The following is a 14268-nucleotide window of genomic DNA, read 5'->3' on the forward strand; positions in this document are numbered from 1 at the left end:
ATCGCTAACAATGTCCAGCAAGGTAGGTCCCATTGACACAAGCTCTTGTCGAAAACAGCATTTTTCCGTTGCCGCCGTTGGTGGAACCGGGACCGGCGCTTACCAACGAGGAGCTGGAACGTTACTCCCGCCATGCCCTCATGCCCCAGATCGGGCTGGAGGGACAGCGCCGGCTGCGCAACGCGAGGGTGCTGGTCATCGGTGCCGGCGGACTGGGATCGCCCGCGTTGCTGTACCTGGCGGCAGCCGGCGTGGGAACGCTGGGAGTCATCGACGACGACACGGTGGAACTGAGCAACCTCCAGCGGCAGGTCATCCACGGGGTCAAAGACATTGGACGCACCAAGCTGGACTCGGCCCGCGACTCGATTACCGAGCTCAACCCGGGGGTGGACGTCGTGCTGCACCCGGTGCGCCTGGACTCCACCAACGCACTGGAGATCTTCGCCGGCTACGACGTGATCCTGGACGGCGCGGACAATTTCGCCACGCGCTACCTCGTCAACGACGCCGCGGCACTGCTGGGCAAACCCTATGTGTGGGGATCCATCCTGCGCTTTGACGGGCAGGTGAGCGTCTTTTGGGCCAAGCACGGCCCGAACTACCGCGACCTCTACCCGGAACCGCCGGCCGCGGGCACGGTTCCGTCCTGCGCCGAGGGCGGGGTCTTCGGAATGCTGTGCGCCTCGATCGGGGCAATCATGGTCACCGAGGCAGTCAAGCTCATCACCGGGGTCGGTGAAACGTTGCTGGGCAGGCTGTTGGTCTTCGACGCGCTAACTTCGCGCTGGCGCGAGCTGGGCATCACCAAGGACCCGGAGGCGGAGCCGATCACCGAACTGGTCGACTACGAGATCTTCTGCGGGCTCGGCGCAAGCGAAGCCGAAGCGGCCACGGACAATGCCCTGGTCTCCGTTGACGGACTGGCCGAACGACTGGGCAGACGGGATTCGGGGGAGGAGGACTTCGTGCTGCTCGACGTGCGCGAGCCTGTCGAGTTCGAGATCGCGCGCATCGAAGGGTCCGTGTTGGTTCCGCTGGCCGGCATCAAGGACGGGACCGCGCTGGATCGGATCCCGCGGAATGTGCCACTGGTGGTGCACTGCAAGTCAGGCGTGCGTTCGGGGCAGGCGCTCGAAGCCTTGGCCGCGGCGGGCTATACCGACGTGGTGCACCTGGATGGCGGGATCGATGCCTGGCTGAAGGCTGAAACCCGGGTGCGAAGCTAGGCCGATTCCAGCTCGGCGCGCAGCACCGCAATGTGGTCGGTGATCTTGCGTTGTTCGCCCTGCGCCCACCGCCGGGCCTGCATATCAAGCACGGCACGGGCCTCCATCTCCCCGACGCCCAGGAGCTTCTCCACCGCGGCGCATGCTTCTTCGTGGGTTTCGGCTGGTGCAATGGCGGCGAACACCTCCTCGCGCCTGTCGAAGGCTTGCACGATGGCTTCAAGGATCTGCAGCTCGGCGCGGGTCTTGTCGTGCGGGTCCGGTTCCATGTCGCCATCATGCCATGGGCCTGGCGCACCCACGTTCCCCTGGTGCCGCGCTGCGGGTGGCACCAGGGGGCGTCGGGAAGGCCGGCTATCCGCGCGTGGCGCGGTTCAGGCCAGCGTTGCCGCGTCGATGACGAAGCGGTAGTGGACATCCGAGGCGAGAACGCGCTCGTAGGCCTTGTTGATGTCCTCGGCCGCGATGACCTCCACCTCGGCGGCGATCCGGTGCTCGGCGCAGAAGTCAAGCATCTCCTGGGTCTCGCGGATGCCGCCGATCATCGACCCGGCAAACGAGCGTCGGCCCATGATCAGCGAAAACACGTTGACCGGCAGCGGCTCGGCCGGGGCACCGACGTTGACCAGGGTGCCGTCAAGAGTCAGCAGCTGCAGGAAGGCGCTGATGTCGATGCCGGCGCTGACGGTATTGACGATCAGGTCGAAGGATCCGGCGAGCACCTCGAACGTTTCGGGGTTTTCCGTGGCGAAGTAGTTCACGGCCCCGAGCTTCAGGCCGTCTTCCTGCTTCTTGAGCGTCCGCGACAGCACGGTGACCTCCGCGCCCATGGCGTGGGCGATCTTGACCGCCATGTGCCCCAGCCCGCCGAGCCCGACCACCGCGACCTTCTTGCCCGGGCCCGCACCCCAGTGGCGCAGCGGGGAGTATGTGGTGATCCCGGCGCACAGCAGCGGCGCGGCGACGTCGAGGTCGAGGGCCGCGGGGATGTTCACCACGAAGTCCTCGTTCACCACCACGGTCGTGGCGTAGCCGCCCTGGGTGATGGTTCCGTCGACGTCCGTGGCGCCATAGGTGCCGATGTTGCCCCTCAGGCAGTACTGCTCCTCGCCGGCCATGCAGTGGACGCACTCGCGGCAGGAATTGACCATGCAGCCAACGCCCACGCGGTCGCCCACGGCGTGACGGGTGACCGAGGAGCCGACCTCGGTGACGATCCCGGCGATCTCGTGCCCCGGAACCAGCGGGTACTGCTGTGGGCCCCATTCCCCGCGCACGGTATGGATGTCCGAATGGCAGATCCCTGAGAACTTGATACTGATCAGCACATCGTGCTCCCCGACCTCGCGGCGGTCGATGCGGGTGGGGACGAGGTCTTCCGTGGCGGACGGTGCGGCGTAGGCATTGACTTGAAGCATGGTTCTCCGTATTGCGATAGGAAGTTTTTCACTGCGGGACGGATCCGGTGCGGGCCCGTGCGTACCTGCCGCGTGGCGGCGATGGCGGCACGGTCCCCCGTGGGCACCGCGTGGTGCGTCGAAGCGTCCCAGTCAATCAAACCACCACGGGGACGGCCGAGGGAGGCCCTGTTGATACATGTACCGACAGGGCATCCCTGGGTGCTCCAGCGATGCCGGTCGTTGTTGCCATCTGCAACAACGACGCGGGAGAAACCAGGCGACGCAGGCCCCGCGGGCGGGCCGGGGAAAGTGGGTATCGAGACCCGAGGCAAGGTGATTGGACGCGCCCGGTCCGATGGTCTAGCGTCAAATTCATGTCGAAGGCCGAAGCATCAACGAAAAACCAGAACCCGCTGCTCGTGCTGGGCAAGATCAGCGCAATCCTTGATTCATTCTCGCTTCGCCAGCCGGTCCTTACGCTCTCGGACATTCGGGAAACCACCGGGATGCCCACCTCCACGGTGCAACGCCTGGTGGCGAACCTGGTCGGGCAGGGATTCCTGGACCGGGACGGCGATGCCTTCCGCATCGGCATGAAAATGGCCTACTGGGCCGCCCCGGCCACGCGCGGCAAGGAAATCCTTGACGTGATCAACCCGCTGCTGGCGGACCTCCGGGACACCACGGGCGAAACCGCCTGCCTGTTCCGCGCCGAGCAACAGTTCCGGGTCTGCGTGGGAATGGCCGAAACCAGGCATGCGCTGCGCCGTGAAATGCACCTCGGAAAGCTTGCGCCGCTTCATGCCGGATCCGCCGGGCGGGTGCTCCTGGCGTGGAACCCCGACCTGCTGGGCACGGTGCTTGATGCCCCGCTGGAGCACTTCACCGACGCGACCATCACCAGCACCGAGGATCTTCGCGACGCGATTTCCCGCACGCGCGCCGACGGTTTTGCGATCACCACCGGGGAACGGGAAAGCGGCGCCTCGGGCCTCTCCGCCCCGGTGTTCGACGCGGCGGCGGGGCTCGTCGCGGCGGTGACCATCAGCGGCCCGACGATGCGCATGCCCCGCTCCGTGTGCGAGGGGTGGATCGAGCCGCTGCTGGAGACCGCGGAGCGCATGACCCGGCTCATCGGCGGACGATTCCCCGGGGAAGCCGTGGCCTCGCGCAGCTAGATGGGCGGCTGCGGCAGCGCGGCCTGGACCTGAAAACCGGCCCTGGCCATGTCCTCCGGCGCGGAGGCCACCAGCACATCGGCAAAGAGATCACGGGCCGCACCCAGGTCCTCGCCGAGCGATCCCACCACGGCAAAGACCGGCAGGTGGGGTGCAAGCGCAGCCACGCGCTTCAGGATCACCGAGATGATCTTCCCGCCCATGCTTTGCCCGTCGAGCCGGCCCTCGCCCACCACCACGGCGGTGGCCCGGGCCAGATGCGTGTCGAAATCCACCGCGTCGAGGACGAACTCCGCCCCGGAGACGAGCTCGGCGCCGTAGTGCGCCCACATCCCTCCGGCAAAGCCGCCCGCAGCCCCGGTCCCCGGCGTCCCCGACGGGTCGCGGGGGAAGGAGCTCGCCTGCTGCCTCAGTCTTTCGGCCAGCAGCTCCACGATGGCCGGGCCCGCGCCCTTTTGCGGGCCGAAGATCCGCGCGGCATCCAGGAACCCGGTGGTGACATCCGAGAGCACGGTGATTTCCGCGCCGCGCAGGCCACCGGAATCCTCGATGGCGCGTACGGCGCCGGTCCCGCCGTCGGTCGTGGCCGATCCGCCTGCCGCCACCAGGATGCGCCGGGCGCCGCGGGCCACGGCCTCGGCGACCAGTTGGCCGGTGCCGTAGGTGTCGGCTGTGAACGGGTCGCGGTTCCCACCGTGGGGGACATGAAGCCCGGAGGCCTGCGCCAGCTCGACCACGGCGGTGGACCCGGCCAGGCCCAGGGTTGCGGTGACCGGTTCTCCCCAGGGGTTGCGGACCCGGACCTGGACCGGCATCGTGTCGAGTCCCGCGCACAGCGCGTCGAAGGTTCCCTCGCCGCCGTCGGCCACCGGGATTTCCAGCGCCGTCCCGCCGGCTCGCCGCACGCCGGCGGCGATGTGCCCGGCCACCTCAGACGCGCTGAAGGTTCCCTTGAAGCTGTCCGGGACGATGAGCACGCTCATGCGTAGACCTCCGGGTTCACCGGGTGCGCGGGAACCTGGCCGGAGGCCATGGCGATGGCGTTCAGGGCGCTCAGCCGGGCCATTTCGGCGCGCACCGGAACCGTCGCGCTGCCCACGTGCGGCAACAGCACGGTGTTGGGCAGCTGCGCCAGTCCGGCGGCCAGCAGCGGCTCGTTCTCAAACACGTCCAGTCCGGCCCCGGCGATCCGGCCCGTGGACAGGGCCGCCACCAGCGCCTCCTCATCGACGATGGGGCCGCGGGCCGTGTTGATGAGGATGGCCGAGGGCTTCATCCGCCCCAGCACGTCCGCGTCCACCAGGTGGTGCGTGTCGGCGTTCAGCGGAACATGCAGGGACAGGTAGTCGCTGGAGGCCACCAGCTCGGACCAGGGAACCTGGCGCACCTTGCCGGCGAACTCGCCCAGCTCTTCCCGGCCGACAACCCGGTCCCCGGGTGGGCGCGGGGCAAAGAGGATTTCCATGCCGAATCCCAGCGCCCGCCGGGCCGTGGCCCGGGCAATGCGCCCAAACCCGGCCAGTCCCAGGGTCTTTCCGGAGACGTCGGAGCCGAGCATCAGCTCCGGTTCCCAGCCGGTGAAGCGTCCCTCGCGGACCAGCCGGTCCGCCTCGATTACGCGCCGCGCGGTGCCCAGCACCAGCAGCATGGCGATGTCGGCGGTGGCGTCGGTGAGCACCCCGGGGGTGTTGGCCACCGCAATCCCGTGCTTGGTGGCCGCCGAAACGTCAATGTTGTTGTAGCCGACCGCGTAGTTGGAGATTCCCTTGACCCGGGCCCGGGCCAGCAGCGGCCCGTCGATCCTGTCGCGCAGCTGGGTGAGCACCACGTCAAAGTCCCCGCTCGCGCACAGTGCGTCGAGTTCCTCGTAGCCGGGAGGTGCCGCAAGCACGGTGATTTCCCCGGCGGCGGCCAGCAGTTCCCGTGCGGGATGCGGGAGGTCGGTGGTGAGCAGGATCCGTGCCCCCACTACAACGCCTCCTCGCACGAGGGGACCCGGTCCGAGGCGATGACCCAGTCGAATGCGGCGGCCTTGGACCGCGCGCCCTGGGCCGACTTCGAGCGGTTGGGTTCGCCAAGTTCCTCCAGGAGGTCCTCGGAGAGTTCCACCAGCCCGGCGAAGGCGCGCGGGTCCAGCCATGCGGGGCGGGTGGCGAAGAGGATGTCCTCGCTGGAGGTGTTTCCGCTGGCCCCGGGGGCGAACGGGCAGCCGCCCAGCCCGCCCAGGGCCCCGTCCACGACCCCGGCTCCGGCGCCGATGGCGGCGAGCGTATTGGCCACGCCCAGGCCCCAGGTGTCGTGGCCGTGGTAGACGATGCGCCTCTCCGGGGTTTCGTCGCGCACGCGGGAGATCAGGCTTGCCACCTGCGCGGGGACGGCCTGGCCCAGGGTGTCGCAGATGACGATGTCGCAGGTGCCCTCGGCGCGCGGGTCGTTGGCGATGTCCAGGACCCGCTGCTCGGGCACCTGCCCGTCGAACGGGCAGGTGAAGGACGTGGCGATGCACAGCTGGATGCGGCCGTCCACGGCCCGCGCGTACTCGATGGCCTGCGGCAGGGCGGCGAGGCTGGCCTCGGTGCTGCGCCCGATGTTCGCCTGGTTGTGGGCATCGGAGGCCGAGAGGCAGTACTGGAAGTTGCGGATGCCTGCCGCCGCGGCCTTCGCGACGTGTCCGGGGGTAGCCACCCAGATCCAGCACCTGGCCAGTTCCTCGGCCGTGAGCTGAGCGGCGACCTCCAGGGTGTTGGCCATGGTGGGGACCAGATCCGCTCGCGCCATGGAGCCCAGCTCGATCTCCGGCACGCCCAAGCGGATCAGCTCGCGCACCGTGGCGACCTTGCGTTCGGTGGACAGCAGCTTGCCGGTCAGCTGCAGGCCGTCGCGCAGGGTCACGTCGCGCAGCACGGCGCGGGGTTCAAGGGTGTGGTTCATGCCGGGGTCCTCTCGGGGTTTGATGCCTTGGCGATTTCGTCAGCGTCCATGCCCAGCAGGCCGCCGAGCACTTCACGGGTGTGTTCGCCGAGGTCAGGGCCGAGGGTTCGGATCGGCAGCGAGGTGCCGCCGATGACCGGGACGATGCCGGGGAACCCGACGCCCTGAAGGATCTCCTCGCCCGTGGAGACGTCGAAGGACTGGATCATGTTGCGGGCGGCATATTGCGGTTCGTTGACGATGTCCTCGGCGGTGTAGATGGGCCCGGCCGGGACGCCGGCGGCGTCGAGCAATTCGAGGGCCTGCTGCGAGGGCAGCGTCGCGGTCCACACGCCGATTGCAGCGTCGAGTTCGATGCGCCGTTCCCAGCGCTCGGCGTTGGACTGCAGGGTCGGGTCGTTGCCCAGGTCCGGGCGTCCGATGGTCTCCATGTAACGGCGGAAGATCGCATCCCCGTTGCCGGCAACCACAATGCTGGCACCGTCCTTGCAGACGTAGGCGTTGGACGGGGCGATCCCTTCCATGCGGCCGCCCACGCGGCTGCGCTTGTCTCCGTAGGCCCCGAGGTCGGGGATGAGCGATTCCATCATGGAGAACATGGCTTCGTGCAGGGCCACATCGATGACGCGTTCGCCCAGCGGCACCTTCGCGGCGGTGCCGCGGCGGGTTTCGCGCTGGAACAGTGCCATGACCGAGCCAAAGGCGGCGTACAGCCCGGCGATGGAGTCGCCGATCGATACGCCGACGCGGACCGGGGCGCGGTCGGGGTCCCCGACGAGGTTGCGGAATCCGCTGAAGGCCTCGGCGACGGCCGCGAATCCGGGGCGTTCGGAGAGCGGCCCGGTCTGCCCGAAGGCGGAGATCCGGGTGATCACCAGGTCGGGGTTCGCTTCGTTGAGGACCTCGGGTCCAAGACCCCACTTCTCCAGGGTTCCGGGGCGGAAGTTTTCCAGCAGGATGTCGCACTGCTTGACCAGTTCCAGGACGGCCGCACGCCCGGCGTCGCTGCGCAAATCGAGCACCACCGACTTCTTGTTGCGGTTGATCGTGCGGTACAGCATCGAGACGCTGCCCTTCTTCAGCCGCCAGTTGCGCAGCTCGTCGCCGGTTCCAGGGCGCTCGATCTTGATGACCTCGGCGCCGAAATCGGCGAGCAGGCGGCCTGCGGTCGGGGCGGCAATGTAGTTGCCGAGTTCCAGGACGCGTACTCCTGCCAGGGGGGCAATAACTTTTTCAGGCAATGGGGGACTTCCTTGGGTTTGCGGAGGCTAGATGAAGATGGACAGGACCAGGACAACCAGCATGGCCACGACCGAGGCTACGGAGACCCCGAAGGTGACCGTCTTCAGTGCACCGCGGACGGTTTGGCCCAGCAGGGACTGCAGGAGCCAGAAGGTGTTGGAGGTGACATGGACCATGAATAGCGAGCCGGCTCCGGCGGCCAGCGCGATGAGCACCGGGTCGATTCCCAGGGCCGGTGCGATCGGTGCGAGCAGGCCCGCCGCGGTGATGGCGGACAGGGTCACCGAACCGACGGCGATGTGAAGGATGGCGGCGATGCCCCAGACCACAAGCAACGGAGCCACGGGGCTGGCGGTGAAGAATTTGCCCAGGATATCGCCCAGGCCCGCGGCTGCGACGGTTGCGGCGAGGGATCCGCCCACACCGGTGAGCAACAGGATTTGGCCGCTTTCCTTGAATCCAGAGGCAATGGCGTTCTCCACGCTCTTCTGCCCCACTGTGTAGCGGCCCACCAGCGTGGTTCCGATCAAGCCGATCAGCAGCGCAACGACCGGATCGCCCACGAGCTTCAGGGGCGCGATCTCAAGGCCAAGGATTTCGACCACGGCACCGGTGGCAATGAGCGCCAGGGACAGCAGCAAGGGGGTGAAAAGCAGCAGCAGCGGTGCTTCGCGGCCCTCGGGCTCGGCGACGGCCACGGATCCGGGCGCCACCTGCGGCAGTGTGCCGCCGGATGCCGTTTCCACAGCAGTGGAAGAAACGCCGTAGGCTGCCGGTCCATGGGCATCGCTGGAGCTGGCCTGCGGAAAGTCTTCTTCTTCGAAGAGGTTTTGCTCATCGCGGTCGGATTTCCAGAATCCACGCTTGAACAGGAACGTCATGATGGCAATGGAAATAATGATCGTGGGCACGACGACAAGGAACCCGAAGATCAGCATTTTTCCAAGGGGGACCCCGAGCAGGCCGGCCAGGGCCAGAGAAGCTACGCCGGGAACCATGAAGACGATGCCGCACTCCAGCGCGATGGCCATGGCCGCGGCCATGCGGGCCGTGCCGAGCTTGCCGATTTTCGGAGCCATGCGTCGGGCCAGCGGCGCGGAGATGACCAGCAGCACGTCAAGGAAGATCGACTGCAGCGCAGTGCCGATGGCCAGGGCCATGGTGTAGGGAAGGGCCTTGGGGCCGAATACGCGAAGAAGGTGCTCCACGAGGCGTCTGATGGCTCCCGTCTCATTCAGGATCGAGCCCATCAGGACACCGAATGCGATCAGTAGTCCGACCTCGACCATGATCTCGCCGAAGCCGCCGGTGATGGTTTCGATGGTCTTGGTGATGCCCAGTCCCGTCGATAGGCCCAGGTACAGGGAACCGAGAACCAGGGCGATGACGGGATTGACCTTGAATCTAACGATCAGCAGCACGGTGGCCAGGACGGCCACCGCGGTGTTGATCAGAATCGCAGTTTCTGACATGAGTTGATCCGATCGTAAAGGAGGGAGGAATCTGCCTTGATGGTGAGCTGCACCACTTCGCTCAACTCATAGTATGGGTTGAAGCTCACTATGTAAACAAATGAAATTGAATTGATCGCAGGACCGGACAAGGTGAAGACGGTTCTGGGGCCGAGCCGCCGCTTGATTCGTGCCGCCAGCAATCCGTGGACCCGGGACCCGTATGTTGGTGTGGGCCGCTGCATGCGGGCGGCGTTCCCATGTTCCTTGCCTCATCGGTGATAGCCAATGCGTCACAGACAACTGTCGGGCCGCCCGTCTAGAATGTCTTAGGCGCCGGGACATACCCTGCATGAATCCGGCGCAACGAGGCAGGCACTCAAGGAAGATTGCCGGCCCCTGCGCTACCCCCTCCAGGAGATCCCCCATGCAGCGAACCATGTTCAAGTCCAAGATCCACCGTGCCACGGTCACCCATGCGGACCTGCACTACGTCGGCTCCATCACCATCGACGCGGACCTGCTCGACGCCGCGGACATCCTGCCCGGCGAGCTGGTCTCGATCGTCGATGTCACCAACGGTGCCCGGCTGGAAACCTACACGATCGCCGGCGAACGCGGATCGGGAGTCATCGGCATCAACGGCGCCGCGGCCCACCTGGTCGACGTGGGAGACCTGGTCATCATCATCACCTATGCCTCCATGACCAACGCCGAGGCCCGCGCCTACAAGCCGGCCGTGGTGCACGTGGACGAGAACAACGCCATCCGCGCGCTGGGAACCAACCCGGCCGAAGCGCTTGCCGACGGCCTGGAAACCCCGCCGTTCGCCATCTTCGCCGACGCCTGAGAAGCGCCCCGGTCGTTCCCGTGACGTGAATGGCGGCATGATGGAACCATGGAGAATACTGCCGCGCACCCCTGGACCAAGAACTACCAGCCGGGGGTCCCGGCCGAGATCGAGCTGCCCACCGAATCGCTGAGCGCGATGTTCGAGCGCTCGGTCGCCGAGGCAGGGGACAGCCCCGCCACCGAATTCTTCGGCCGGCGCACCAGCTACCGCGAACTCGGCGAGCAGGTGGAACGCGCCGCCGAGGGCCTGCGCAAGCTTGGGGTTCGCGTCGGAGACAGGGTCGCGCTGATCCTGCCCAACTGCCCGCAGCACGTCATTGCGTTCTACGCGGTGCTGCGCCTGGGCGCGGTGGTCGTTGAACACAACCCGTTGTATACCTCCCGCGAATTGCGCCACCAATTCGAGGACCATCAGGCCCGCATCGTCATCGCCTGGGACAAGGCAGCCGATTCCGTGCGCCAGTTCCCGAAGGACGTGCGCATCGACACCGTCATCTCGGTAAACCTGCTCGAGGCGTTGCCGACCGTGAAGCGCCTGGCCCTGAACCTGCCAGTGAAAAAGCTGCGCGCATCCAAGGCCGCATTGACCGCGGCGGCACCGGGGACCATGCCCTGGAAGGATCTGCTCAAGGCCGAGCGGCTCGATGCCGCCCACCCGCGCCCGGGCGTGGAGGACCTGGCGGTCATCCAATACACCTCCGGAACCACGGGCAATCCCAAGGGCGCCATGCTCACCCACTACAACCTGTACGCCAACGCGCTGCAGGGCGAGGCCTGGATGGCCGGGGCCCGGGAACGCAAGGAAATCCTCTACGCGATCCTCCCGATGTTCCACGCCTTCGGCATGACCCTGTACCTGACCTTCGGGGTGAAGAAGCAGGGCCTGCTGGTGCTCTTCCCGAAGTTCGACCCGGACCTGGTGCTGGAGGCCATGAAGAAGTCCCCGGCCACCGTGTACTGCGCGGTGCCACCGATCTACGAGCGCACCGCCATGGCCGCCAAGGAGAAGGGCGTCTCGCTGCGCTCGGCCAAGTACTGCATCTCCGGGGCCATGAACCTGCCCGATTCCGTGGTCGAGCTCTGGGAATCGGTGTCCGGCGGGCTGCTGGTCGAGGGCTACGGGATGACCGAATCCTCCCCGGTGGCCCTGGGCAACCCGTTCCATCCGACCCGGCGCACCGGCACCATCGGGGTGCCGTTCCCCTCGACGTTGATGAAGGTCGTTGACCTGGATGATCCGTCTCTCGAGGTGGCCCAGGGCGAACCCGGCGAGCTGCTGCTCAAGGGCCCGCAGGTGTTCTCCGGGTACTGGAACAACCCGGAGGAAACCGCCAAGACGCTCACCACGGACGGATGGCTGCGCACCGGGGACGTGGTGACGGTCGATGCCGACGGCTTCGCCACGATCGTGGACCGCGCCAAGGAACTGATCATCACCGGCGGCTTCAACGTCTCGCCCACCGAGGTCGAATCCGTGCTGCGCGCCCACCCGGATGTGAAGGACGCCGCGGTGTTCGGCAACGCGCTGGAACGCGGCGGGGAGATGGTGGTGGCCGCGGTGGAGCTGGAGCCCGGCACTGCGCTGGACGAGGACGCGCTGCGCGAGCACTGCCGCTCCCAGCTGGCCGGCTACAAGGTGCCCAAGCGGATCGTGGCCATTGAGGACCTGCCCCGCTCGATGCTCGGCAAGATCCTGCGCAAGCAGGTCCGGGAGCAGGTCAACCCGGACCTGTAGGACCCCGCGCGAAAACCCCGGAGGGATGCGGCCGGTGCCGCAACCCTCCCGGGCTTCGTTTGTTTGAAGGCCTACTTGGTGGCGGTGCCGTCGGCGCCGACCGAGATGCCCACGACGTCGTCGTAGACGCGGCGTTCGGTATTCACCAACTTGTAGTCCTTGTCCAGCACCGGGAAGAGGTAGACCGGGCTGAGCGTGATCTCGGCCCCCGAACCCTTCCGGGCGATGTCGATCTGCAGGTGCCCGTAGTGCAGGCCCCCGTCAACCAGCTGCGGGGTGCCGGTCCCGTCGGTGGCCCAGGTCTCGGGCTGGTTTGCCGCGGCGGACCACTTCGAGTGGGTGTTGAAGCGCAGCGGCTCGTACTTGCCTTCGGCGTTCTTCACCAGCTGCTCGCCGCGCAGCCCGTCGGAGGCGGCGCCGACGTCATAGGAGTGGAAGCCCTGTCCGTCTCCGTCCCCGTCGACCCAGGAGCGCTCGAACATCTCGTCGTGTCCCGAGATCACCGCGGCAACCCCGTGCTTCTCAAAGAGCGGCGAGTATGCGCGCATCGCCGTGCCGGACTGGTTGTCGGCGTATTCATGGTTCGGCGGGGTGCCGTGCACGCCCGAGGAGTAAGCGGCATGGTGGAACTGCACGATGACGATCTGTCCCTGCTCGCGGGCCTCGGCCAACTGCTTTTCCGCCCACTTCCACTGCTTGCCGCCGACGGTCATGTTCGGCAGATCCGAATCCTTGGCGGTGGTGCCCTCGAAGAGAGCGGTGTAGGCCTTGTCGTAGTCCGCGTCGGTGAACTCGCCCTGGGTGTCGGTGGAGAGGTTCTGAGCGGTGAGGTTGCTGTCGTCTCCGGAGAAGGGTTCTCCTGACAGCGTCCCGGTCGTGGTGTTCTCGTCCGGTTCACCGTTGGTCGAATCCAGGGTCAGCACGGTGACGGGACCGTGGTCGACGCGGTAGTAAGAGCCCTGGGTGGCAGGGTTGGCGGCGTCACCGTCGTTGTCGAAGTAGGAGAGGTATTTGTTCCGCGAGATGACCGCGGGGGACTGGTCCGCCGGCGTGCCGTAACCGCCGTTGATCGCCGCATAGGTCTCCCAGTTGCCCAGCGCCGTGACCAACGGGACGTTCGAGGCCAGGTCGCCGTGCTCGCCGGCGAAGTAGCCGAAGAATTCGTCCCAGGCTGGCTGGTATCCGGCGCCCTGGACCAGGTCCCCGGCGATGAGCATCAAATCCGGGTCGGCGGCCTCGATGGCCGCCATGTTTTGGCGCATCGCGGTGTCCTGGCTGAGCGGGTAGCGCAGCGTGAAATCGCCGTAGCGGGTGGTGGAGCCGAACTTCTGTGCCCAGGCCGAACCGGCTCCGGGGCGCTGCTCGGAATCTTCCGTGTATCCGTTGGCCGTGTTCAGGTCCCATTCGCGATGCTCGGTGCGGCCCATGGGCTCGGTCTCGGAATCGGAGAACGCGATCAGCCGCAGGTCCTCCCACTAATCGGCATCCGGGGCGGTGGAGAAGCTGGCTTCGTGGAGTTTGCCGCCCTGGTTGACGGTGTAGTTGTAGTCCTTGCTGGCCTTCAGCCCCGTGACGGTGAGCGTGTGCTTGTAGTTGGAGTTTGCCTTGAGCCAGGAGCCCTTCACCAATCCGGCGATGGACTGGTCAAGTTCCTTCTGCGTGTATTCCATCAGTGGCAGGTACTCGGGAACGGAAACCAGCTTGAGCTGGTTTCCGGATCCGCGGCCCTTGCCGTTGCCGATGCCCGGACCGGTGACGGTCAGGGTTCCCGGGTCGGCGGTTTCGCTGATCCAGCTGATGGTCATGGTGTCCGACTTGGGGTTTTGCAGGTACGGCAGAACGCGGAAACCGGGCTGGGCGTCACGGGCGCCGATTGCGGTGCTCGCTGGCGCGGGAGCGGCGCCGGCGGGTGCGGCCAGCAACGGTCCGGCCAGAACGGCAAGGGCCAGGGCAGCGGACAGGGACTTCTTCATGTGGTGCCTCACGGTGCGGTGGTGGGATGGCGCTGCCGGGAGAGCGGCACGCGCCCTTATCTTCCACGACGGGAGCCAACCGCTGGTGGCCCACAGGTGTACGGAAGGTTGCCGGGCGGTGCCGCCCACGAAGCATCCGGAGGGTTCCCGTGGCGTTGTGCACCCCTTGCGGAGCAGCCTGTGCGGACATAGGTTTGGAGAAGTCATGGCCATTTTCTTGGGGGAGAAGCTTTGGATCACTATGAGTTCTTGGGGATTGGGCGTTCCGCATCGCCCA

13 protein-coding genes are annotated in these 14268 nt (G+C 66.8%); 4 read left to right on the top strand and 9 right to left on the bottom strand.

The window, feature by feature from the left end; translation table 11 throughout:
• Positions 1–32: 32 nt before the first annotated feature.
• Entirely contained in the window at positions 33–1229 is a 1197-nt protein-coding gene (gene moeB / locus JOF46_RS02855) for a molybdopterin-synthase adenylyltransferase MoeB (protein ID WP_245347977.1), read from the top strand.
• On the opposite strand, the gene JOF46_RS02860 is transcribed toward moeB, so the two are convergent.
• Together JOF46_RS02860 and JOF46_RS02865 are read right to left on the bottom strand one after the other, a co-directional pair.
• A complete protein-coding gene (locus tag JOF46_RS02860) occupies positions 1226–1498 on the bottom strand; it encodes a DNA gyrase subunit A (RefSeq protein ID WP_209905933.1) in 273 nt (90 codons plus the stop codon). The two genes, moeB and JOF46_RS02860, sit on opposite strands and share 4 nt — an antisense overlap.
• A 105-nt stretch (positions 1499–1603) precedes the next feature.
• Complete coding sequence (locus tag JOF46_RS02865) at positions 1604–2647, bottom strand: NAD(P)-dependent alcohol dehydrogenase (RefSeq protein ID WP_209905934.1); 1044 nt, start codon at positions 2645–2647, stop codon at positions 1604–1606.
• Between the two features lie 356 nt (positions 2648–3003).
• On the opposite strand from JOF46_RS02865, the gene JOF46_RS02870 reads away from it, so the two are divergent.
• Complete coding sequence (locus tag JOF46_RS02870) at positions 3004–3807, top strand: IclR family transcriptional regulator (protein ID WP_209905935.1); 804 nt, start codon at positions 3004–3006, stop codon at positions 3805–3807.
• Here JOF46_RS02870 and JOF46_RS02875 read toward each other — a convergent pair.
• Genes JOF46_RS02875 through JOF46_RS02895 form a run of 5 tightly spaced genes read right to left on the bottom strand, consistent with a single transcriptional unit; the run spans position 3804 to position 9452 of the window.
• The gene (locus tag JOF46_RS02875) at positions 3804–4790 is read right to left on the bottom strand and encodes a glycerate kinase family protein (protein WP_209905936.1); all 987 of its coding nucleotides are present in this window, start codon (positions 4788–4790) and stop codon (positions 3804–3806) included. The genes JOF46_RS02870 and JOF46_RS02875 overlap by 4 nt on opposite strands.
• Positions 4787–5776 carry a 2-hydroxyacid dehydrogenase gene (locus JOF46_RS02880; RefSeq protein ID WP_209905937.1) on the bottom strand — a complete coding sequence of 330 codons (990 nt, stop codon included), beginning with the start codon at positions 5774–5776 and terminating at the stop codon, positions 4787–4789. Before JOF46_RS02880 ends, JOF46_RS02875 begins: the two co-directional genes overlap by 4 nt.
• Positions 5776–6738 (bottom strand): beta/alpha barrel domain-containing protein, encoded by a 963-nt coding sequence (locus JOF46_RS02885; protein WP_209905938.1) that lies wholly within the window; start codon positions 6736–6738, stop codon positions 5776–5778. Before JOF46_RS02885 ends, JOF46_RS02880 begins: the two co-directional genes overlap by 1 nt.
• Positions 6735–7979, bottom strand: a complete 1245-nt coding sequence (locus JOF46_RS02890) for a CaiB/BaiF CoA transferase family protein (RefSeq protein ID WP_209905939.1) — start codon at positions 7977–7979, stop codon at positions 6735–6737. The genes JOF46_RS02885 and JOF46_RS02890 overlap by 4 nt, the downstream gene beginning before the upstream one ends.
• 27 nt (positions 7980–8006) lie before the next feature.
• Entirely contained in the window at positions 8007–9452 is a 1446-nt protein-coding gene (locus JOF46_RS02895) for a GntP family permease (protein WP_209905940.1), read from the bottom strand.
• 406 nt (positions 9453–9858) lie between these two features.
• Here JOF46_RS02895 and panD point away from each other — a divergent pair, with 406 nt between their 5' ends.
• Positions 9859–10281, top strand: a complete 423-nt coding sequence (gene panD, locus JOF46_RS02900; protein ID WP_209905941.1) for an aspartate 1-decarboxylase — start codon at positions 9859–9861, stop codon at positions 10279–10281.
• Positions 10282–10329: 48 nt separating this feature from the next.
• Positions 10330–12018 carry a long-chain-fatty-acid--CoA ligase gene (locus JOF46_RS02905; RefSeq protein WP_209905942.1) on the top strand — a complete coding sequence of 563 codons (1689 nt, stop codon included), beginning with the start codon at positions 10330–10332 and terminating at the stop codon, positions 12016–12018.
• 71 nt (positions 12019–12089) lie between these two features.
• Here JOF46_RS02905 and JOF46_RS02910 read toward each other — a convergent pair whose 3' ends face one another.
• A complete protein-coding gene (locus JOF46_RS02910) occupies positions 12090–13445 on the bottom strand; it encodes a metallophosphoesterase family protein (RefSeq protein ID WP_245347978.1) in 1356 nt (451 codons plus the stop codon).
• A 48-nt stretch (positions 13446–13493) separates the two neighbouring features.
• Positions 13494–13991 carry a hypothetical protein gene (locus JOF46_RS22100; RefSeq protein WP_245347979.1) on the bottom strand — a complete coding sequence of 166 codons (498 nt, stop codon included), beginning with the start codon at positions 13989–13991 and terminating at the stop codon, positions 13494–13496.
• Positions 13992–14268 lie beyond the last annotated feature (277 nt).

Origin of the sequence: Paeniglutamicibacter psychrophenolicus (genome assembly GCF_017876575.1) — a bacterium.
Lineage (GTDB): Bacteria > Actinomycetota > Actinomycetes > Actinomycetales > Micrococcaceae > Paeniglutamicibacter > Paeniglutamicibacter psychrophenolicus.

Bases quoted from the DNA above. Each gene is read 5' to 3' on its own strand.
- JOF46_RS02865 (WP_209905934.1), bottom strand. From the start codon at position 2,647: ATGCTTCAAGTCAATGCCTACGCCGCACCGTCCGCCACGGAAGACCTC.
- JOF46_RS02870 (WP_209905935.1), top strand. From the start codon at position 3,004: ATGTCGAAGGCCGAAGCATCAACGAAAAACCAGAACCCGCTGCTCGTG.
- JOF46_RS02905 (WP_209905942.1), top strand. From the start codon at position 10,330: ATGGAGAATACTGCCGCGCACCCCTGGACCAAGAACTACCAGCCGGGG.
- JOF46_RS02910 (WP_245347978.1), bottom strand. From the start codon at position 13,445: ATGGGCCGCACCGAGCATCGCGAATGGGACCTGAACACGGCCAACGGA.
- JOF46_RS02885 (WP_209905938.1), bottom strand. From the start codon at position 6,738: ATGAACCACACCCTTGAACCCCGCGCCGTGCTGCGCGACGTGACCCTG.
- panD (WP_209905941.1), top strand. From the start codon at position 9,859: ATGCAGCGAACCATGTTCAAGTCCAAGATCCACCGTGCCACGGTCACC.
- JOF46_RS02860 (WP_209905933.1), bottom strand. From the start codon at position 1,498: ATGGAACCGGACCCGCACGACAAGACCCGCGCCGAGCTGCAGATCCTT.
- JOF46_RS02875 (WP_209905936.1), bottom strand. From the start codon at position 4,790: ATGAGCGTGCTCATCGTCCCGGACAGCTTCAAGGGAACCTTCAGCGCG.
- JOF46_RS22100 (WP_245347979.1), bottom strand. From the start codon at position 13,991: ATGAAGAAGTCCCTGTCCGCTGCCCTGGCCCTTGCCGTTCTGGCCGGA.
- JOF46_RS02895 (WP_209905940.1), bottom strand. From the start codon at position 9,452: ATGTCAGAAACTGCGATTCTGATCAACACCGCGGTGGCCGTCCTGGCC.